At 61.8% G+C, this 20,513-nt stretch carries 17 protein-coding genes; 8 read left to right on the top strand and 9 right to left on the bottom strand.

The window, feature by feature from the left end; all coding sequences use genetic code 11:
• Positions 1-99 precede the first annotated feature (99 nt).
• Both C2L65_RS22470 and C2L65_RS22465 read left to right on the top strand, forming a co-directional pair.
• Complete coding sequence (locus C2L65_RS22470; RefSeq protein WP_042314460.1) at positions 100-390, top strand: hypothetical protein; 291 nt, start codon at positions 100-102, stop codon at positions 388-390.
• Positions 391-584: 194 nt separating this feature from the next.
• Positions 585-848, top strand: a complete 264-nt coding sequence (locus C2L65_RS22465; protein WP_042314459.1) for a hypothetical protein — start codon at positions 585-587, stop codon at positions 846-848.
• A 133-nt stretch (positions 849-981) separates the two neighbouring features.
• Here the strand turns inward: C2L65_RS22465 and C2L65_RS22460 are convergent, their stop codons facing one another.
• The 6 genes from C2L65_RS22460 to rbsK all read right to left on the bottom strand — a co-directional run bounded on the left by C2L65_RS22460 (position 982) and on the right by rbsK (position 7,115).
• Positions 982-1,998: a substrate-binding domain-containing protein gene (locus tag C2L65_RS22460; protein WP_042314458.1), complete on the bottom strand. Its 1,017-nt coding sequence runs from the start codon at positions 1,996-1,998 to the stop codon at positions 982-984.
• 178 nt (positions 1,999-2,176) lie between these two features.
• Positions 2,177-3,145 carry a ribose ABC transporter substrate-binding protein RbsB gene (rbsB, locus tag C2L65_RS22455; protein WP_042314457.1) on the bottom strand — a complete coding sequence of 323 codons (969 nt, stop codon included), beginning with the start codon at positions 3,143-3,145 and terminating at the stop codon, positions 2,177-2,179.
• Between the two features lie 108 nt (positions 3,146-3,253).
• Positions 3,254-4,210, bottom strand: coding sequence for an ABC transporter permease (locus C2L65_RS22450; protein ID WP_007746908.1), 957 nt, complete (start codon positions 4,208-4,210; stop codon positions 3,254-3,256).
• A gap of 103 nt (positions 4,211-4,313) precedes the next feature.
• Entirely contained in the window at positions 4,314-5,819 is a 1,506-nt protein-coding gene (locus tag C2L65_RS22445) for a sugar ABC transporter ATP-binding protein (protein ID WP_042314456.1), read from the bottom strand.
• 10 nt (positions 5,820-5,829) lie between these two features.
• Positions 5,830-6,228, bottom strand: a complete 399-nt coding sequence (gene rbsD / locus C2L65_RS22440) for a D-ribose pyranase (protein ID WP_035989742.1) — start codon at positions 6,226-6,228, stop codon at positions 5,830-5,832.
• The gene (gene rbsK, locus C2L65_RS22435; protein WP_042314455.1) at positions 6,225-7,115 is read right to left on the bottom strand and encodes a ribokinase; all 891 of its coding nucleotides are present in this window, start codon (positions 7,113-7,115) and stop codon (positions 6,225-6,227) included. Before rbsK ends, rbsD begins: the two co-directional genes overlap by 4 nt.
• Before the next feature lie 328 nt (positions 7,116-7,443).
• Here rbsK and C2L65_RS22430 point away from each other — a divergent pair, with 328 nt between their 5' ends.
• The 4 genes from C2L65_RS22430 (at position 7,444) to C2L65_RS22415 (ending at position 14,834) form a co-directional block, all read left to right on the top strand.
• Positions 7,444-9,339, top strand: a complete 1,896-nt coding sequence (locus tag C2L65_RS22430; protein ID WP_042314454.1) for an FAD-binding monooxygenase — start codon at positions 7,444-7,446, stop codon at positions 9,337-9,339.
• Positions 9,340-9,359: 20 nt separating this feature from the next.
• Positions 9,360-9,800: a MarR family winged helix-turn-helix transcriptional regulator gene (locus C2L65_RS22425; RefSeq protein WP_042314453.1), complete on the top strand. Its 441-nt coding sequence runs from the start codon at positions 9,360-9,362 to the stop codon at positions 9,798-9,800.
• Between the two features lie 185 nt (positions 9,801-9,985).
• Complete coding sequence (locus C2L65_RS22420; protein ID WP_042314452.1) at positions 9,986-11,650, top strand: ankyrin repeat domain-containing protein; 1,665 nt, start codon at positions 9,986-9,988, stop codon at positions 11,648-11,650.
• A gap of 490 nt (positions 11,651-12,140) precedes the next feature.
• The gene (locus C2L65_RS22415) at positions 12,141-14,834 is read left to right on the top strand and encodes a WD40 domain-containing protein (protein WP_042314451.1); all 2,694 of its coding nucleotides are present in this window, start codon (positions 12,141-12,143) and stop codon (positions 14,832-14,834) included.
• A 364-nt stretch (positions 14,835-15,198) separates the two neighbouring features.
• Here C2L65_RS22415 and C2L65_RS22410 read toward each other — a convergent pair whose 3' ends face one another.
• Positions 15,199-15,741: a carbonic anhydrase gene (locus C2L65_RS22410; protein WP_042314450.1), complete on the bottom strand. Its 543-nt coding sequence runs from the start codon at positions 15,739-15,741 to the stop codon at positions 15,199-15,201.
• 81 nt (positions 15,742-15,822) lie between these two features.
• Positions 15,823-16,809, bottom strand: a complete 987-nt coding sequence (locus C2L65_RS22405; RefSeq protein ID WP_042314449.1) for a nitrilase-related carbon-nitrogen hydrolase — start codon at positions 16,807-16,809, stop codon at positions 15,823-15,825.
• Positions 16,810-17,021: 212 nt separating this feature from the next.
• Here C2L65_RS22405 and C2L65_RS22400 point away from each other — a divergent pair, with 212 nt between their 5' ends.
• On the top strand, positions 17,022-17,978 hold the full coding sequence (locus C2L65_RS22400; protein ID WP_042314448.1) for a GlxA family transcriptional regulator: 957 nt from the start codon (positions 17,022-17,024) through the stop codon (positions 17,976-17,978).
• Positions 17,979-18,581: 603 nt separating this feature from the next.
• Complete coding sequence (locus tag C2L65_RS22390; RefSeq protein WP_042314446.1) at positions 18,582-19,430, top strand: hypothetical protein; 849 nt, start codon at positions 18,582-18,584, stop codon at positions 19,428-19,430.
• Between the two features lie 66 nt (positions 19,431-19,496).
• Here C2L65_RS22390 and C2L65_RS22385 read toward each other — a convergent pair whose 3' ends face one another.
• Positions 19,497-20,504, bottom strand: coding sequence for a zinc-dependent alcohol dehydrogenase family protein (locus tag C2L65_RS22385; RefSeq protein ID WP_042314445.1), 1,008 nt, complete (start codon positions 20,502-20,504; stop codon positions 19,497-19,499).
• Between the last annotated feature and the right edge of the window lie 9 nt (positions 20,505-20,513).

Raw genomic sequence — 20,513 nt, 5'->3', positions numbered from 1 at the left:
CCGACAGTCGCGTGTGCGTCGATCGTGATGCGGCCGTTTGGTCCGCGCTCGTCCCACCTGCATAATCTTCGCCGCACATCGCGGCAACAGAGGTGTCTCATGGAAGCCGCTGCATATCTATACAGGGGACTTGAAGTTCGTCTGCTCGTTTATCCGCGTCAACGCACGATGTCGGGAACGGGTCACAGCTACGATCAGGGCTTCGATGCCGCTGTCCGGATCAACGAACCCGGGCAGAAGGAAGTGGAAGGGCGCAGCCGCGTTTTTCAACTCAAGGTTGAACGCGGCTTTGAAAACATCGGCGATGCGAGAAGGGCGTCGACGGCTTATGCCGAACATCTCATTGATGCGTGTCCGTCGGGTCGAACCATCTGGGATGCCGAGGTGTGAGAATTCGATGGTCCGCAGTGTTCGATGATTTCATCGCGCGTCCCCGAAAGTGATCGCCTGTGATAACGATCGTGGTGTGCTTCGATTGACGATCGAGGCTTAGCGTTGTTGGTTCGGCTGCATCCACGACACGCACGGTACAACTTCACTGAAAGCGAACTTTATATTCGCGCAACGCGCGATGGGAGCGTCGTATGCATTTCGATCCTGCAGTGTTCCGAATAGACCCTACGCCGCGTCGCGCCGATGGTGAATACATGGCTCACGCGATGATCAGTGGGCCGCTGCCGGACGGCGAATCGTTCATCCATGTGAGCGGTGATCTGGCGGGTTTCGATCTTCGCCAGGATGCTATCCAGTATGCGACCGACTGGGCGAACGACTGGCTGCAGAAATGCTTCGACGGGTCGTGGAATGCGCCTCGGGCCTCAATGGCGGCTGAAGGACGTGTGAACTGAAAGCGGGGAATTGGCCGTCTCCAGGCTGCGTTTGTGATTTTACATAAGATAAATTATCAACGTAAAATCGAATTTTTAAAAGTAGGGCCTGATAGCATGGATGGCGCACTAACAAGCCACGCGCGGCAACAACTCATCCACCCGACCTACGATACCGAATCCGCGCCGGCACCAGCCGCGAGTCCGGCGCGCCGTCACCCTCAAGCAGAGAAAACACGCAACGCAGACTGTGCTCAGCCAATTGCGCGCTGTCCTGGATAATCGCGTCGATCTTGAAAGGCAAACAGTCGAGCAGCTTGTGATCATCGAACGTCATCAGTTGGCCTGGCGCCTGCGCCAGTTGATGCGCATCGTTCATAAACTGCAGAACGCCTTCGAGCAACGTAATCGAGCCTGCGAACAGCGCTTGCGGATATCGCTGGTGTTCAGCGAACCATGACTTCATCAACTCGTAGCCCGATTCACGCTGGTAGTCTCGCTCGAACACCCAGTCCGGTTGCTCTTCGAGACCATGCTGACGAAGCGCCTGCCGGTATCCAGCCAGACGATCGCGGCTTGCGGACAACTCTGGTTGACCGCCCAGATAGACCACCTCACGCGCGCCTCGCGCAATGCTCTCGCCCACCAGTGTCGCAACCGTTTCAACCGCATCGGTGACGACGTACGGAATGCTGCTCGACTCGACGCGACGATCGGCAAACACGAGAGGCAGTCGCTTCATCCATTTCTCGTAGCGCTTCGCATCCCCGGTACACGGCACCACGATCAGGCCATCGACCTGATGCGACACGAGGTGCGCAATCCCCTCCGTCTCGCGTGTCGGGTTTTCATCGCTGGTGACAAGAACGAGCTGATATTGATAGCGTTCGCGGCACTGCCATTCCATCGCCTGTGCGAGCGCCGCGTGCGCAGAGTTGGTCAAATCGGGAATCACCAGACCGATCGTATTGCTGCGTCGGGTGCGCAACGCCCGCGCCGACTGCGACGGCGTGAAGTGATGGTCCTTTGCGACCTGCAACACTCGTTCGACGGTCGCCGCGGATATCCGGTAGCGCTCGGCATAGCCGTTGAGCACCATGCTGGCGGTAGTACGGGAAACCTTCGCGAGGCGGGCAATGTCGTCGATGGTCAGACGCTCGAACTGAGTCACGCGGGCTTCCTGCAGGTCAATGAGTCAGGCGCGAGCGCACCGCTTCGGTAAGCGGTGCGTGCGTACGATACAACTTCGTCGGGGATTCGCCGCCCAATCTCGATCGGAGGCAGAGGCAGGCGCACAGCGACGTGAGTCCTGGCGCCTGATGGTACTACGGGAAGGGACAGATGAGAACTTACTGCTTGTAGAGGTTCAGCGGTACCGGGATGAACTTGTCGACCGACTGGCCATCGACCAGCTTTTTCGCCGTCTGCACACCGTATTGGCCAATCAGCTCCGGCTGCTGCTGCACGGTCGCCGACATCTGGCCGCCCTTGACTGCCGTGATGGCGTCGCTGGTTGCGTCGAAGCCGACCACCGCCACGTTCTTCAGACCCGCCGCCTGCAGCGCCTTCACTGCGCCCAACGCCATTTCGTCGTTCTGTGCGAACACGCCCTGGATGTCCTTGTTGCTCTGGATGATGTTCTCCATCACCGAAAGACCCTTCGCACGGTCGAAGTCGGCAGGCTGCTTCGTCGCGATCTTCACGCCGCCCTTCGCCGTCACTTCGTCGTCGAAGCCAGCGCCACGCTCATTCGCCGCCGACGAGCCCAGAATGCCTTGAAGCTCGACGATATTGCCCTTGCCGCCCAGCTTTTCCGCGAGGAAATCGGCCGCCATCTTGCCGCCGGCCTTGTTGTCCGACGCGATGTGCGAACTGACGTCCGCGCCGTGTACGCTCCGGTCGAGCGAGATGACCTTGATGCCCTTGCTGGTCGCTTCCTTGACGACGTTCGCCACGGCCGAAGAATCGGTCGGGTTGATCAGGATCACGCTGACTTTCTTTTCGATCAGGTCTTCAACGCTCGCCTGCTGCTTCGCGGGATCGTTCTGCGCATCGACGGTGATCAGCGTCACGCCGTCTTTTGCAGCTTCGTCTTCCGCGCCTTTACGCAGCGAGACGAAAAACGGATTGTTCAGCGTCGAGATCGACAGCCCGACCGTGATCGCGCCGTTTGCAGCGGGCGCCGATGCCGCACTGGCTCCAGCGTCTGCCGACGTCGCCGGGCCCTCCTTCGAACACGCAACCAGACCAGCCATCAGCGTGCTTGCGCACAGCGCGGCGAAAAGCTTCGAGAATCGCTGCGAAACGGGTTTCTGCATTGTCTTCCTCTTCTTCCTTGTGTGGTGAAACTGGGTTTTGCTGTCCAGCAGTCGGTAATAAATAAAGCTCTCTAGAAAGGGCCTACGCCCTTCCCTCATCAACCTGCATCACGCCTTCTTGTTGCCGCGATCGATCAGCACGGCGAGCAGGATCACGCCGCCCTTGATGACCTGCTGATAGAAAGACGACACGTCGAGCAGATTCAGACCGTTGTTCAGAACGCCGATCAGCAATGCGCCAACGAGCGTGCCGAAAATCCAGCCGCGTCCGCCCGTCAGACTCGTCCCACCGAGCACGACGGCAGCGATGGCGTCGAGTTCATAGCCTGTGCCCGCCGTCGGCTGTGCGGAGTTCAGGCGGGAAGTCAGCACGACGCCCGCGAGCGCGGCCATGACGCCCGAGATCGTGTACACGTAGAGCTGAATGCGATCGACCTTCACGCCCGAGAGCTTTGCCGATTCAGCGTTGCCGCCCGTCGCATAGATGTGGCGGCCGAACACGGTCTTGCGCAGCAGCACCCAGAAGATCGCGAACATGACGAGCATGAGCACGACGGGAATCGGCACGAGGCGCGCGATGTAGCCGCCGCCGAGCAACGAAAAGAAGTCACTGTTGAAGCTGCTGAGCGGGCTGCCGTTTGACAGGACGAGTGCCAGTCCCCGCAATACCGTCATCGACCCAAGCGTCGCGATAAACGGCGCAACTTTGCCTTTGCTGATCACGAGCCCGTTCACGAGTCCCATCAGGCCGCCTGCAACGAGTCCGGCGAGCGTCGCAAGACCTGCCGGCATACCCGAGGTCAAAAGGCTCGCGATGATGACGGAAGACAGCGCCAGCACCGACCCCGCTGAAAGATCAATCCCGCCCAGCAAAATCACCAGCGTCATACCGAATGCAATGAGCGCATTGATAGACGCCTGACGCATCACGTTCAGCAGATTGTCGACGGTCAGAAAATTGTGACTGACGATAGAGAGTCCCACCGCAATGACAAGCAGGGCGATAAACGGCCCAAGCTTCTGCAGCGTCGCGCGGTTGGTCGGTGTGATACTCAGTTGCGCCATGATGTGTCTCGCGTGTTTTCCTGTCGCTAGCGACAGGACCGTTCAATTGGGATGCACGGCGCGCTGCCAATCGCGCGGCCGTTGTGGATCAGGTGTGAGGTGTCTATGCAGCAACCGAAACAGGCGTCGCGTTGCCGCCCGCCGCTGCCGTCATGATGAGTTCCTGCGTTGCGCCTTCCGCATCGAACAGGCCGCTCTGGCGACCCTGATGCATGACGAGAATCCGGTCGCTCATCGCAAGGACCTCGGGAAGCTCCGACGACACCATGACGATTGCGACGCCGCGCTCCGCCAGCTGATTGATGATCGTGTAGATTTCGGCCTTGCCGCCCACGTCGACGCCGCGCGTCGGTTCGTCGAGCAACAGCACCTTGGGCGGTCGCGCAAGCCACTTGGCGAAAACCACCTTCTGCTGATTGCCACCGGACAGCGACTTCACGTCCAGCTCCGCATCCCGTGTGCGCACACGCAACTGCTCGATCAATCCATCGACCGCCTGGCGCTCGGCCTTGCTGTCGACGAAACCAAGCCTTGCATAGCTCTCGAGATGGACGAGTGTCGCGTTCTCGCGCACTGACATACCCAGTACGAGCCCCTGCCCTTTACGGTCTTCCGTGACGAAGCCGATGCCCGCCGCGATGGCACTGGACGCATCGCGCACTTCGAGCGGCTTGCCATCCAGCGTGACGGTCCCCGCCGTTTTCCGGTTGGCGCCGAACAGCGTTCTGAGAATTTCGCTGCGCCCCGCCCCCATCAATCCGGCGATGCCGAGCACTTCGCCCGCACGTACATCGAACGAAACGCCGGAGATGTTGCCGTGGTCCGCGAGACCTTTGACCTGCAAGCGGACCGCGCCCGGCTTGTGCTGCCGCTTCGGGAAACGCTCGCCGAGTTCGCGCCCGACCATCAGCCGGACTATCTCATCGAAACTCGTGTCCCGGATCGCGCGTTCGCCGACGAAGTGACCATCGCGCAGCACGCTGATCTTGTCGCAGATCCGGAAGATCTCTTCCATCCGGTGCGAGACATAGACGATTGCAACGCCGCGAGCCTTCAGCGACAGCATGATCTCGAACAGCGTGTCGATCTCGCGATTGGTGAGCGCGGCCGTCGGCTCATCCATCACGACGACGCGCGCATCCAGTGAAAGCGCCTTTGCGATTTCGACCAGTTGCTGGCGTCCGATCGACAGTTGCCCCGCTTCCGTCTGCGGATCGATGTCGTGCGCGCCAACCATGTCGAGCCACTTGCGCGCCTCGCGGCGCATCTTCGCGTTGTCGACGATTCCGAACCGGCTCGGTTCGCGGCCCAGGAAGAGGTTCTCCATCACCGTCAGTTGCGGGATGAGGTTCAGTTCCTGGTGGATGATCGCGATGCCGGCATGTTCGGCCTCGACCGTGTTGCGAATCTGCGCGGCGCGGCCATCGATCAGGATCTTGCCTGCGTCAGCCTGATAGACCCCGCACAGAATCTTCATTAGCGTCGATTTGCCGGCGCCGTTTTCACCCATCAGCGCGTGGATCTCGCCCGCGCTGATGTGAAAATCGACGCCCTCGAGCACGCGTACCGGTCCGAAGGCCTTGCCGATGCCCTGCATCAACACTTCCATGGTGTGCCTCTCAGAAGATGACGCCGGAATGCAAGATCACATTCGCGTAAGGACTGCACTCGCCCGTGCGGATAATGGCTTTGGCCTCGCGCGAGCGCTGCTTGAACGTCTCGTGCGGCACCTGTTCGACTTCAATCTTGCTGGATGCCATCTGTGCAATGCGCTCCACGACAGCCGCGTTGTGTTCGGCGCTCTCGCTCGCAAACACCGCGCGTTCGACCTTGAAATCGGCGAGCACACTGTCGAGCACGTCGAAGAAACCCGGCACGTTGAGCGCAAGCGATACGTCGATGCACTCCACTCCTTCGGGAATCGGCAGGCCGCAATCGGCAATCACGAGGCTGTCGGTATGGCCCATCGATGCCAGCACGCGCGCGATGTCGCGATTCAAATGTCCCAGCTTTTTCATGATTGAGCTTCGAGAAACGTGTCCAGTTCGGCGAGCGTCGGCATGCCGCCTTGCGCGCCCGCGCGCGTGACGGACAGTGCTGCCGCAGCATTGGCGCGGCGTACCGCCTCGCCGATCCCGAGACTCCAGAAGGCCGCGAGTGCGCCGTTGAACGTGTCGCCGGCGCCCGTCGTATCGACCGCATCGACCGCGAAGCCGGATTGGTACACGAGCTTGCCGTCCGTGTCTGCGTAGCACACGCCTTCCTCGCCACGCGTCATCGCGATCTGGCCGGGACGTCGCGCGAGTTCGTCGGCCCACTGCGCTTCACTCGTTTGCAACGCAGTCGCGAGTTCGTGCTGGTTGGGCGTCAACAGCGTGACGAGATCCAGCAGTTCGTCGCTCAGTGCGACGGCGGGAGCCGGGTTCAGAAAGAACGGCTTGTTGAGCGCGCGGGCGCGACGCGCTGCATGCAGGACGGTCGCGTACGGCACCTCGAGTTGGGCCAGCACGACATCGCCCTGCTCGAATGCATCGGCGGCGCGGTCGATATCTTCGGGCGACAGTTCAGAGTTGGCGCCCGGCACGACGACGATCGCGTTATCGCCGCCCTTCAGCGTGATCGCGGCGATACCCGTCGCCTGGCGCGCGGTCGTGACGTAGCGCACGTCCACGCCTTCACGCACGAGCGTCGCCTTCATGTCTTCACCGAAGGCGTCGGCGCCTACCCGGCCAACCATCGTCACCTGCGCGCCAAGTCGAGCCGCCGCGACGGCCTGATTCGCGCCTTTGCCGCCAGGGCTCGTCGAAAAGCCCGTGCCGAACAGTGTCTCGCCCAGACGGGGAAACGTGTTGGTGACGACCACCATATCCATGTTGATGCTGCCCACCACAACTACGCGCGCCATGCCATTCCTTTCAAACGGTCCCGCTGAACCTTGCCAATCTTGCAAGAAATCGCCGTGCTAAAACGTCATCAGCTACGGAGCGCAATTTATAGCAGAGTCGGCGGTCGCGCGGAATAGGACTTAGGGTTTTACCCGATATGGCGGCGAAGACTGCGCTGCGGCGTCCGCCTGCCGGATATAGGCAGCTTTTTCGAACGCGGCCAGGGCCACGCTTTCGAATTCGTCAGGCCAGGGTAAACATCCACTGCCACATGAAGTGCTTTTAAATGGTTGGTGTACGGAGTATATTCAGCATCACGATGACACGCACACCCTGGAGGAAGACACCATGCAATTTCATCTCAACGGTTTCCGCGTCGGCGATCCGACCATCGAGCCGGCTGCCGACAACGCGCCTCACGTCGAGATGCCCGACACGGTCGACGTGCTGATCGTCGGAAGCGGTCCTGCGGGACTCGTGCTGGCAGCACAACTCTCGCAATTTCCGACCATCCGCACGCGCATCGTGGAGCGTCGCTCAGGACCGTTGCAGATGGGACAGGCGGACGGTGTCGCGTGCCGGACTGTCGAGATGTTCAATGCGTTCGGCCTCAGCGACCGCTTGCAGCGGGAAGCGTATTGGGTCAACGAAACCGTTTTCTGGCGCCCGGATGCAAAGGATCGTGGCGCCATCAAGCGTACCGGCCGTGTTCAGGATACCGAAACAGGCATGTCGGAGTTTCCGCATGTGATCGTCAATCAGGCACGCGTGCAGGACTATCTGCTCGATGTGATGCGTCGCTCCGCGCAACGGCTCGAACCGGACTACGATCTGGAACTGGTCGACGTGCAACGCGACGATACGGGTGAATACCCGGTACGCGTGACGTTGCGCCGCACGGATGAAGCACGGCTGGATGAGGAAGTCACCGTGCGTGCGCGCTACGTCGTCGGTTGCGACGGCGCCCGCAGCCGCGTGCGTACGGCCATCGGACAAACGCTGCGCGGCGATGCCGCCAACCATGCGTGGGGCGTGATGGACGCGCTCGCCGTCACGGACTTCCCGGACATCCGCCTGAAAGCCGCCATTCAGTCTGCGAGCAAGGGCAATCTGCTCATCATTCCGCGCGAAGGCGGATACCTGGTGCGCTTCTACGTCGATCTGGGCGAGGTCACGCCCGAGAATCGCGACAGCCTCAAACAGACCACCGTCGATCACATCATCGAGACGGCTCAGCACATCCTGCACCCCTATACGCTCGATGCGAAGGAAGTCGCGTGGTTCTCCGTGTATGAAGTGGGACAGCGCCTGACCGATCGATTCGACGATGCCCTCGCCGCCGACGGCACGTCTCGCGACCCGCGCGTGTTCATCGCGGGTGACGCCTGTCATACGCATAGCGCGAAGGCCGGCCAGGGCATGAACGTGTCGATGCAGGACGGCTTCAATCTCGGCTGGAAACTCGGCGCGGTGCTGCAAGGACGCAGCGACGCCGATCTGTTGCGCACGTATTCCGACGAACGTCAGCCCATCGCGCAGGAGTTGATCGACTTCGACAAGGAATGGTCGGCGATGATGGCCGCGCCGCCGAAAGATCCCAACCGGCCCGAGGCAGGCGGCGTCGATCCGGCTGAACTGCAAGCCTATTTTGTTCGCGCGGGCCGATATACTGCAGGCGTCGCGACGCATTACCGGCCGGGTGTGCTGACAGGCGAAGCGGCGCATCAGGCGCTCGCCAAGGGTTTCGTGATCGGCACGCGTTTTCATTCATCGCCCGTCGTTCGTGTCGCCGATGCAAAGCCTGTCCATCTCGGACACGCGGCATCCGCGGACGGCCGCTGGCGCCTGTACGCGTTCGCGGACGCGAAACGGACTGCGCTCGATGCACTGTGCGAGCATCTCGCTACATCGTCCGATTCTGTGTTGCGGCTTACCACGCCAGAGGATGCCGACGTGGATAGCGTGTTCGATCTGCGCGCGGTGCTGCAGCAGCCGCATCGCGAAGTACGTCTCGACGACCTGCCCGCCCTGTTGCTGCCGCGCAAGGGACGCTACGGCCTCATCGACTACGAGAAAACATTTACGAGCGACGCAGCGACTGATATCTTCGACGCGCGCGGCATCGACCGCGAACGGGGCGCGCTCGTCGTGGTCCGTCCGGATCAATACGTCGCGCATGTTCTTCCACTCGATGCATATGCGGAACTGAAGGCCTTTTTCCAGCCGATATTCCGCATGCGCTAACCCGCTCCGAAACTGCGAAATTGCCGACCAGACACGACAACCCAGAAGCGCTCTCGAAATTTACGGGCAGTCTCGTGCGCCGCGCCCAGCAGCGCCACGTAGCGGTATGGCTCAGCGAAGTCTCCGCCGAGGTCACGAGCGTCCAGTATGCGGCGCTCGAGATCTTGCATAAAACACCCGGCGTCAATCAGCGGCAACTCGGCGATGAACTCGACGTGGACCGTTCGACGATCGCCGATCTCGTCGCGCGCATGGTGCGCAATGGCCTGATCGAACGGTCCGACGATCCCGTCGACAAGCGCAGTTATGTGCTGTTTCTCACTGCGGACGGCAAGAAGCAGATTGCGACCTTGCGTCCGCGTGTCGAGGAAGTCGAGCGCATTCTCACGGCGAGGCTGACACAGCGGGAGTGTCTGGAGTTGCGGCGTCTGCTTCTGGCGCTGCTGCCTCCGCAGGAATAGATCCGTGCATGTGCGTGGGAGTTGACGGCGCCGCCCGTCTTCTCCTAGCATCTCGTCAGCGGTACAGGCCGCTTCCGGGTCCGCGGAAAGAGTTGAACTCACCTGCGATAGCCAATGCGTTATCTCACCATCCTTTGTGCAGGCGGTGTTGCGGACCGACAGCCTCCAATGCACGAGGATCCGCAATGAATACGCTGCCTTCCAGGGCCAATCTCGACCATCTGAAGAAGCAGGCGAAAGAACTGCTCCGCCTCTATCGCGATGGCGATGCAACGGCTACTTCGCGCTTCATCGACAACCTTCCTGCTGCCGCGCATCAAACGCCTGACGACGTCAACGCACTCGGATTGCGTCTGCACGACGCGCAGTCGTGCATCGCGCGCGAGTACGGCTTCGCTTCATGGGCAGAGCTTCGCCTGTACGTCGAAAGCCTTGCCGTGCAGCGTGAACAGCAGGATTTGATTCGACACTGGCTTGGCCTTGCTTACGGCGGCGACGTCGTCGGCGGATACGACGCCGCGAGGCCGCGCGTCGCGGCGCAGTTGTTGCGCGACCATCCCGGCTTGCCTTCAGCGGATGTGTCGGTGGCGTGCGCTGCAGGACAGCTCGACGTGATAACCCGCGCAGTCTCAGCCGATCCGGACTGGATCAATCGGCCGGACGGACCGCTGAATCTTCCGCCGCTCGTCGCCGTCACGCATTCGCGCCTGGGACAACTGCCGCAGTTCGCTGAACGGCTACGCGAGTGCGCGCGGTTTCTGCTTCAGGCCGGCGCCAATCCCAATCAGCGTATCGGCAACCGGTACCCGCCCGCTTCACTGGCGTCGCCCCACGAGTCGGAACCACTGTCCGCGCTCTACGGCGCAGCGGGCGTCAACCGCGATGCCGTTCTGACGGAGATGCTCCTCACCGCAGGTGCGAATCCCAACGACGACGAATCGCTTTATCACTCGCTGGAAGAGCCTACTTGCACACGCTTGCTGCTGCAGCATGGCGCTCGCGTCGGCGGAACGAATGCGCTGCGTCGGGCGCTCGACATGCCGAACCCTGTTGCACTGGAACTGCTGCTGGCACACGGCGGCGATCCGAATGAACCCGTTGCAGCGGGTCCGACGACGACATGGGGACCGCCGCTGCTGCGCGCCATCGCCGTGCGACGATCGGCTCGTCATATCGCCGCCCTCCTCGCCGCCGGTGCCGACCCGCAGGCGCGCACGCCCGGTGGCGTCAGCGCCTGGCGACTGGCGATGCAAACAGGACTGCGCGAGGTCGCGGACTTGTTGCGCGCCGCCGGGGCAAACGACGCACTCAGCGCCGAGGACGAGTTCGTGGCGGCCTGTGCGCGCGCCGATGCCAGCGAGGCGCGTCGCATCCAGGCACAGCGTCCCGATCTTCCTCGTTCGCTGCCGGCGGATCAGTTGCGGCTATTGCCGGATACAGCCGCGTGGGGATCGGGCGACGCGATCAAGGTCATGGTCGAACTCGGCTGGCCGATTGCTGCGCGCGGCGGCGATTGGGACGCGACGGCGTTGAACCATGCCGTGCTTCGCGGCGATGTCGAATTGACCGCGTTCCTCCTTACGCATGGAGCAAGTTGGCGAGAGACACATGGCTTCGGTTCCGACGTGCTGGGCACGTTGTCGTGGGCTTCGATCAATGAACCTGCCGGTGTTGAACACGGCGACTGGATCGGCTGCGCTCGCGCGCTCGTCGCGCATGGATTGCCTGATATAGAGCGTGATCCAGCGGATGCGGAACGAATGTTGATCGACGGCCGGTCAATGCGGTTTTCGGAGGAGGTAGCGCGAGCGTTGCTGCGAACCGGGCGCATGGATCTGGAAGCGGATTGATTTTATCGGTTGTCTACGTGCGGTGGCCGGTCGCGATCGCTCGCGGCTGGTTGCTTCACGCTGCGCGGCGAATGGGTGCTGGACTTCAGAGAACTTCCGTTGCCGACAATCGCGCCGTTCGGATGTCGTAAGAAAAAGAGCACTGGTTGGGGGCCGTTTCCGGGACTCGCTGTTTCACTATTTTGTTCAGTTATCGCGATCGTTGTCGTCCTGTGCTTTTACATTGATAACGGGCGTTTGTGTGCGCTGCTACGGGTGGCGGCATCGATCCACCATCGTTTGCAAACAAGTTGCTGACGCATTGATGTCTCCGACAACAATGCGCTCGTACGCAACAGAGACATGCCGGGAAACGCCACACTTAATTGATAGCCGAAGTGCCATCACGCCGCGAAGTCCGCTAAGGAACGCGCTTGCATCTGACACCTTGACGTCGAACATCCGCATTTCCTAAGCTTTACCAAGGTCAGCACCGACCAGGAGATGAGCCGTGCAGACAGGCGTCGCGGACGACCATTCGTTTGAGCACGACGCGTTCATCAGCTATTCGCGCAAGGACATTGTCTTTGCAAGCGCTCTCGAAAGTGCTCTCGAACATTACAAGCCACCGAAGGATCTCGACGCACCACAACGGCACATCGAGATCTTTCGGGACACGCGTGATTTCGCGGGCAACGAATACTTCGAGGGTCTCGACAAGCACCTTGCCGCCTCGGCCAAGCTGATCGTCATCTGCTCACCGGCGGCTCGCGGCAGCAGCTACGTCGATGACGAAATCAGGCGATTCGTTGGCCTCAGAGGCAAGCAAAATGTGGTGCTCGTTTTGTTGTCAGGCATCCCCAACAACGAGGCAATAAACGGCAACGAAAACGAGAAGGCCTTTCCCGCCTGCCTCGAAGAAATGATGACCCTGCCGTTGGCTGCCGACTTTCGCGCGTTTTCGACGGCGCTCCCGCGCATTCCCGGCAAGCACATGCAGGACGCGTGGTACAAACTCCTCGCGGATCTCTACGGTCTTCCCCGCGCCGAAGTCGAACAGCGCGACAGGCGGCGCCAGTCCCAGACTCGCAAATTGCAAGCGGTATTTGCCGCCGCCGCACTGGCCTTGATCGTTGTAAGCGGCATCGCCGGGCGCGACGCCTGGGAACAGAAGACGATGGCGCAGCACCTGAGTTACGCGCAGAATGTGCAACGCGCGCAGCGACAGTACACGAGCAGCGACATGACGGGCATGGTCTCGTCGCTCGAATCGGCTGCGCCGGCCAGCGACGAGAAGCTGCGTGAGTTCGAGTGGTATTACTTCTGGCGCCTGGGTCATCTGGGCGCGGCGTCCGAGATCGTCCGCGATCCCTCGGTCCGGCTTTTGTCCGCTTTGCCGGATGGGTCCGCGCTTGCGACCGCGAACGGACCGAACGCGAAGATCTGGTCCGGGCACAACCCGCATCTGCTCGCGACACTCGGTCCGCTCGACAAGGAAATCAGCGATATCGCGTTGTCCCCGAACGGCGCCGAGGTCGCCACAATCGGAAAAGACATGGCCGTGCAGGTCTGGGACGCTGCCAACGGCCGGCAACTCTTCTCGCTGCCCGATCTCGGTACCGACTGCGTGGAGGTCGGGTTCTCGCCGAGCGGCAACCAGATAGCCGTGCTTGGCGTTAATGGGCAAGGAAAGTTCGCCCGCATCTGGGACATTGCCCACAAGCGGGTCCTTGCGGAACTGCACGGCGACACCACTGCCTCCTTTTCGGGCTTGTTCTTCGCGTACTCGCGCAACGGCGGGCTATTCGCCATGAGCAGCAGCTTCGGCGTCGACGTCCACTTGCCTTCGGGAGCGCTGGTCGGCTCCTTTCAGAATAGCGGCCGGCTGATTGCGGCATCTTATTCGGGCGGAAAACTGATCGCCGCAACGGAAGATGGCGAGTTGCTCTTCTTCGACGACGACGTCACCCAGCCGCCAGCCGTACTACACGCGAGCGGGCCCATCACGCAGCTCGCCATCAACGACAGCGGGTCGGCCCTGGCGGTCGTCAGCCGCGAGAGCAACGTCGAACTCTGGGATGTCGAATCGCGTACGGCGCGCAGAAACGTCCTGCGGCACGCGGGACCCGTTAGCGGTATCGCGCTCACAACCGACGGGTCGCTGCTCACCGCGAGTCAGGGCGTGGTGCGCCTGTGGAACGGCGCTGCGAATCCCGAATTCGAAGAGCCGGACGCGTCGGCCTCGACGATCAGCTTTATCGTGACCTCGAACACCGATAGCCAGGCGGTGCTAGCCAGTTCGGACAATATCGTGATCTGGGATGCCTCGCTCGGGCAGAGGACCGCAGTGCTGAAGGACTTCAATTTCGAACTTCGGGGCATTGCATTCGCACCGGCAAAGCATATCGTCGCCCTTGCGAGCGGCGACAACGGCGTCATGCTGTGGAACACGCGGACGAACAAAACCACCCAAGTCGCGCACGGTGTATCGAAGGCCAACGCCGTCGCGTTCTCGCCAAATCTCGAACGGCTTGCCATAGCGGGATCGGGCGGTGAGATCCACCTCTGGAACCTGGACGGAGCCGCGCTCGAGACGCTGTCGTTTCGCGGACCAACGGCCGGGATTACGGCGATCGACTTTTCGCCGGACGGGCGGCTGCTCGCGACAGGAAGCGATGACGGCAGCATTCGTCTGTGGAACGCCACGACGGGCGCGCTGCTCGCGACCGCGCGCACCGGCGTAGAGCCTCGTCCGCCGAGCGCCGAGGAGGAGAACGGGACGCTCATTCCCACCGTACGTTTCTCGCCTCGCGGCGACATACTGGCCGCCGCAGCCGGACGGCTGGCCCGGCTGTGGCACGTGTCGAACGACGGCATCAAACCACTCGCGACCTTCTCGAGCCACACCGGGCGCGTGAACGATCTCGCCTTCTCGCCGGACGGCGCTCGCCTCGCAACGGCGAGCGAGGACACCACAGTGAAGCTCTGGGACACGTACTCGCATCAGCAGGTTGTCCAGTTCGACGAGCCGAAGTCGACGCACGATCGCCCCGAGGCCCTACGCGGCAGCGAGAACCAGGTAAGCAGCGTGGCGTTCACGCATGACGGCCGGTCACTTTTCACCGGGTTGCTCGACGGAACCGTGAGGCTGCGCCGAGGCGCCTCGGGGGACATCGCAACGTCCGTCGCATCGCGCACAAACTGACGTTCGGGCGCGAGACATCGAACTCGACCGCGCTCGGTCAACGGGCTGTCGTCGGCGTTCTCATTCCGTGCTTGATGGACATGGCGTGGCGGATCTCACTTGGCATTTGAAACGGCCGCCGCTCATGTCTGGCCGATCGGCCAACGGCCCCCGGCATCTTCACCACCGCCTCGGCTTGCACAGTGGTTTCAACATGGCGCCATCATTCCGTCGACCCGAGAGGCCGGATTGGCGGTTCCGCGATCCCGCCGGCCGCCTTCACCGCTTCGAACATATGGCCCGTACCTCCGGGCATGTTGGATGGGCTGCGTTCACAAGAAGCATAGTAAAAACTTTCCTCTCGACGATGACCGATACGCCGCCGTCAAGCGGCGGCCGCCCGCAAGGGTGCCGGCGGGACGACGGTTTCGATCTTGCCGGTTTTGACGTCGTAGACAAGACCTGACACCACCAGACCATCGGGCAGCGCCTTGTTTGCCTTGAGCGCCGCGACATCGAGTGCGACCGCCTTGTAGGGCTCGGTGATCGCGAGATCATCGAGCGCGTCCGTCTCGACATCGAGATGCTTGGCGAGCAATGCGGGCGCATGCCGGTGACAGCCGATGATCCCGCAATCGGTGTGCTGGAGCAGCACGAGATTGCGCGCACCATCCGGGCGTCCCGCCGATGCCGCGACGACGCTCAACACCGCCAGCGTTTCGAGCAACGATTTGTTGACGCGCCCGCCGACGTTCCGGATCACGGCCGCTTCACCTTGCTTCAACCCCAGCACGTTCACGGGATCGACACGCGGATCGACACAGCCGACGACAACCGTCCCCGTCGACGGAAGCATCTTCAGTTCAGGCGCGAACTCGGTCTCGGCGAACGTGGCGTTGCGCTCCAGCATGACATCATTGAAGTTCATTTCTGCTACTCCTTGATATTGGTGCAAATTCGAGCGGTCGGATTGCGCGCGTCATGCGCGCACGACCGCACAAGCCTCGGTTCAGGCGAGTACTTCGAGATCCCTGACAGGCTCTTCGCCAGGCGCGCGCAGCGAGCGCTCGATGACGTGAGTCTTCGGCGTGCGGTCGATCACCAGCCCGAGCACGTCCGGTCGGCTGTAATGGCCACGCGAATCCATCATGCGTTTGCGCTTGTCGATCTGCCAGAAATCGAGGTCTGCGATGATCTCGCCCTCTCCTTCGCGCAGCGGCGCACCGCCCATGTACTCACCGTCGGGCGAAACGATTGCAGTGAAACAGCCGCTCGAGATCGGGCCCACCTGGGTGGTATTCGTATCTTTCAGAATCTGCTGCTGTTGTTCGGGAGTCAGCCACGCTGTCGCGTTGACAACGAAGGCGCCCGCCTCCAGCGCATGCTGGCGGATGTTGATGGATATCTGCTCGGAGAACAGATCTCCAGCAAACGAACCCGGATACATCGCCGAATGGATTTCCTCGCCATCGGCCATCAGCGCATAACGCGCTAGCGGGTTGTAGTGCTCCCAGCAGGCGAGCTGACCGACACGGCCCACGGCGGTATCGATCGCGCGCAAACCTGAACCGTCGCCCATTCCCCAGACCATACGCTCGTGATAGGTCGGCGAGAGCTTGCGGCGGCGTTGCACGAGTGTGCCGTCTGCATCGAACAGCAGTTGCGTGTTGTAGAGCGTGCCGCCGTCGCGTTCATTGACGCCGATCGACACCACCATTTTTGCCTGACGCGCCGCTTCGCCAATTGCACGTGTCGTCTCGGACGGCACGACCACTGCCTGATCGAGAAGCTTGTAATGTTCGGCTCCCATCGCAAACGGAGATTCGACGAACGAGAAGTACGGATAGTACGGAACGACAGTTTCAGGGAAGGTCGCAAACTGGACGCCCTGCTTGCCGAGTTCCAGAATTTTCTTGACGACCTTATCGACGGTGCCTTCCCGGCTGTAGAGAACGGGCGCGATCTGAACGGCTGCGGCCCGGATGATCTTCGACATGATGGTGTTCCTTTCGCTGGTGCGAGACAGATGATGAAGTGCTTGTACCTTATCGCCTCCGCCCTTTACGATCTATGTCGTTGTTGCCACCATTCATGACGTGCGTCGCACGGACGTACGAGGCTCGCTGCATCGAGAAGGAATCTGCGAGTGCGGCCGTGGAATGTCGCTAATGCGCGGTCAGGCGCGCAAGCCGGACCTCAGGAATAGATATGCATCGGATTGGCTTTATCGTGCCGCAACGATTTCAGATGATGAGTCTTGCGGCGCTAACAGCGTTCGAGATCGCGAACCTGCCGCCGGCGGGTCCGTGCTACGACGTCCATGTGCTGTCTGCCCGTGGCGGTCCCGTCCGTTCTTCGGGCGGCATGACACTCGAAACCGAGCCGTTCGGCGATCCGGCTTTCGATACGGTCATCGTGGGTTCGATCACGGAAATGAAAATGCCGTCCTCCGATGCCGCAGTGATCGCGTTCGTTCAGGAGGCAGCCAAAGCATCGAGACGGATTGCCTCGATCTGCAGCGGCGCATTCGTACTCGCTGAGGCCGGACTGTTGAATGGCCGACGCGCCACCATGCATTGGGCCCACGCGTCTGAATTCAGGGCCCGCTTCCCGGAAGTCATCACGGAAGAAGATCGAATCTTCGTCAACGACGGTCCCATCTGGTCCTCGGCCGGCATGACGGCCGGTATCGATCTCGTTCTTGCGTTGATCGATAACGACCTCGGTCCCGAGACCGCGAAAATGGTCGCGCGGCTTCTGGTCATGAATCAGCGTCGGCTGGGTGGGCAGTTGCAACATTCCGCGCTTCTCGACATGACGCCAAAGTCCGATCGGATCGAAATGGTGCTGGCGCACATCCGCCGGAACCTGCGCAATCCGCTGACCGTCGAGGAACTTGCCGCGGTGGCCAACCTCAGCCCTCGCCAGTTCAGCCGCGCGTTCGTGGCCGAGACCGGTCAGTCGCCCGCCAAGGCCGTGGAGCAGCTACGGCTGGAAGCCGCCCGATTCATGATCGAACAGGGCCGGCACACGATCAACGTCGTGGCGCAGGAAACGGGTTTTGCGGATCGGGAGCGCATGCGCCGCGCGTTTGTCCGAACGTTCGGCGTGCCCGCCGATATGCTGCGCCGGAACGCTCGACGGGAACCCGTTGCTGGCAACTGAAACCCTCAACTACCCGCTTCAAAAACGCCAACAATCTGGCCCGAAAAAAATAATTGAAGCGGGATCTATTCTTTTGACAGCCGATGCCGATAAGAGCGCTCATAAGCCCCGCCTGAGAGAGCCTCCCGATGCGAATCGACCTTATTGCCAGCCGCCCCGCCCGATTGAAACGTTCGCTGATTATCCTGGTCGGCTGTGCCGGCGTACTGGCCAGCCTGTCCATCTGGGGACGGGTGCCCGCCGATGCACTCGCCGACGCCGATAGAGAGGTCGCCCAATTCGGCCCCGCGCTTCCCGGCGCCGCGTGTACGGCCGAAGGAGCGGTTTCAAGGGACGCTAAGGGTACCTTTCTCATGTGCTGGAGGCTGGTCTGGAGCAAGCCATAGCGTCTGCTTCCATAGCGGCGCTGACGCTACATGTGATGCTCATCCCACGAGGCATGAGACCGCGCGCGACGCACGCATATCGCCGCGTCATGTTTCCGTTGCAAACGCATGCGATTGAAGGTTCAGTTGGGAAGCGCACGCAATGGCATCGCTGGCGTTTTTTTGTCGCTGGAGACGTTGTACGATTCGCCATCAAATAACCAAAAAGGGAGGCCTCATGGACGCACGCTTGAGGCAGACGTTGACCGGCGCGTTTCTCGCCACAGGTTGCCTGTTTTCGGCATCATCCCACGCGTACAACGCGGCCGACGACGCCGAGGCCCAGGACCGGGAAGTGAAGGCGGCCTACGATCGCGGCTACAAGGCAGCGAAAGAGGAACTCGCGCGCGAGGCCGCTGCAAAGAGTACTGCCGCCACGACGCCATCCGCAACCGAAGCGCGGGCGCAGAAACCGACGGTTGAGCCTGCTCGCAAACCCATCCTCGACATCAAACACGTCTACAGCGAGACAAGCGATATCGAGACCGTGCAAGAGGTGCCCGTCACGTCAAAGCCACTTGGGGAACAGCCAGGCACACAAGCGCCCGCATCCAGCAGCACTCGCATCGCGCCAACAAAGCCGGTTGCCCGTCGCTCTCCAGTCGCGACAGCCGACGCCTGGACGGATACCGACTCGCTGCAGAACCCGCAACCGGTGCAACGCTCAAGCGCTCCGCCGAGAAATGCCGTCATCGTGCGGTCTACGGGACGCGCGCAACAACAGAATGCGATGCCGCCCGAAGAGTTCGCCGATGACGATGGCGACGACGCTGTCATGCCACGTACAGCACAGGTCTACACGACCGAGCCGCAGTACGCGCGACCGCGAACTCAGTACGCGCCGCCACCCGTAGCGATGCAGCCTCCGCCGCAAGCCTATGGCTACGTGCAGCGGCCAACCAGCGTGGCCGCCCGTCCGTACGCCTACTACGCGCCATCCGCTGCCTGGGGCGGCGAATACCAGCCGACGCCGTATGCTGGCCGCTGGTACTGGTCGCCGGAATACGGACGCTGGCTTTACTACTGACCTGTCGCGATCTTCACCTGAAAGGAGAAGATCGCCCGCAGCGCCCGATTGCTATCGTCACTCGCTTCAAACCGCCAGACAAACCTTGCCGAAATGCTTGCCCGCCGCCTGATGGCGGAACGCATCGGCAATCTCGCCGAGCGCGAACGTGCTGTCGATCACCGGCTTGATTCCGTTTGCATCGATCGCGCGGATCATGTCCATCTGATGCTTGCGGCTGCCGACAATCAGCCCCTGCAGCTTCTGCTGACGACGCATCAGTTCAGCCGTCGGCACCTGCCCTGCCAGTCCCGTCAATACACCGATCAACGCGATGTGACCACCGATCCGGCAAGCCTGGATCGACTGCCCCAGCGTGTCCGGACCGCCCACTTCGACTACGTTGTCGACACCGCGGCCGTCCGTGATTTCGAGTACCTTGGCGGCCCAGTCGGTGTCGCGCTTGTAGTTGATCACGTGATCGGCGCCGAGCGCGCTTGCCTTCGCCAGTTTCTCGTCGGATGACGACGTCGCGATCACCGTCGCGCCCATCTGCTTCGCGAACTGCAGCGCGAAGATCGAGACGCCGCCCGTGCCCTGAACGAGCACGGTGTCGCCCGCCTTCAGCGCGTAATCAACGACTAGCGCGCGCCACGCGGTCAGGCCGGCAGTGGTCAACGTCGCTGCCTCCGCGTGGCTGTAGCCGCGCGGCGCGTGCGTGAACCATTGCGCGGGACGCACGACGCTCTCGCGAGCGTAGCCGTCGACGCCATCGCCCGGCGTTGTCGAAAAATCGGCCAGCGTCGGGCCGCCGTCAAGCCAGTAAGGAAAGAACGTCGATACGACGGCATCGCCGACGGCGAATTCCGCCACGCCGTCACCGATCGCTTCGACGACGCCCGCGCCATCGGACATCGGGATGCGGCCGTCATCCGTGCGCATGCGTCCCGTGACGACACCCAGGTCATGGAAGTTGAGCGAACTTGCGTGAATGCGCACGCGGATTTCGCCAGGCGCCGGCGCGCCGGGATCGGCAAGCTCCACGCGGACGAGATTGTCCAGTCCGGCGGGCTGGCGCAAGGTAATGGCTTTCATCGAAGCAAC

Source organism: Paraburkholderia terrae, from assembly GCF_002902925.1.
Taxonomy (GTDB): Bacteria; Pseudomonadota; Gammaproteobacteria; order Burkholderiales; family Burkholderiaceae; genus Paraburkholderia; species Paraburkholderia terrae.
The sequence above is the reverse complement of the archived record's forward strand: the minus strand, read 5'-3'. Positions and strand labels throughout refer to the sequence as shown.

Excerpts from the sequence above, each read along its gene's own strand:
- C2L65_RS22470 (WP_042314460.1), top strand. The coding sequence starts at position 100 with ATGGAAGCCGCTGCATATCTATACAGGGGACTTGAAGTTCGTCTGCTC.
- rbsD (WP_035989742.1), bottom strand. The coding sequence starts at position 6,228 with ATGAAAAAGCTGGGACATTTGAATCGCGACATCGCGCGCGTGCTGGCA.
- C2L65_RS22410 (WP_042314450.1), bottom strand. The coding sequence starts at position 15,741 with ATGAACTTCAATGATGTCATGCTGGAGCGCAACGCCACGTTCGCCGAG.
- C2L65_RS22445 (WP_042314456.1), bottom strand. The coding sequence starts at position 5,819 with ATGGAAGTGTTGATGCAGGGCATCGGCAAGGCCTTCGGACCGGTACGC.
- rbsK (WP_042314455.1), bottom strand. The coding sequence starts at position 7,115 with ATGGCGCGCGTAGTTGTGGTGGGCAGCATCAACATGGATATGGTGGTC.
- C2L65_RS22405 (WP_042314449.1), bottom strand. The coding sequence starts at position 16,809 with ATGTCGAAGATCATCCGGGCCGCAGCCGTTCAGATCGCGCCCGTTCTC.
- C2L65_RS22465 (WP_042314459.1), top strand. The coding sequence starts at position 585 with ATGCATTTCGATCCTGCAGTGTTCCGAATAGACCCTACGCCGCGTCGC.
- C2L65_RS22390 (WP_042314446.1), top strand. The coding sequence starts at position 18,582 with ATGGACGCACGCTTGAGGCAGACGTTGACCGGCGCGTTTCTCGCCACA.
- C2L65_RS22450 (WP_007746908.1), bottom strand. The coding sequence starts at position 4,210 with ATGGCGCAACTGAGTATCACACCGACCAACCGCGCGACGCTGCAGAAG.
- rbsB (WP_042314457.1), bottom strand. The coding sequence starts at position 3,145 with ATGCAGAAACCCGTTTCGCAGCGATTCTCGAAGCTTTTCGCCGCGCTG.
- C2L65_RS22385 (WP_042314445.1), bottom strand. The coding sequence starts at position 20,504 with ATGAAAGCCATTACCTTGCGCCAGCCCGCCGGACTGGACAATCTCGTC.
- C2L65_RS22420 (WP_042314452.1), top strand. The coding sequence starts at position 9,986 with ATGAATACGCTGCCTTCCAGGGCCAATCTCGACCATCTGAAGAAGCAG.
- C2L65_RS22430 (WP_042314454.1), top strand. The coding sequence starts at position 7,444 with ATGCAATTTCATCTCAACGGTTTCCGCGTCGGCGATCCGACCATCGAG.
- C2L65_RS22400 (WP_042314448.1), top strand. The coding sequence starts at position 17,022 with ATGCATCGGATTGGCTTTATCGTGCCGCAACGATTTCAGATGATGAGT.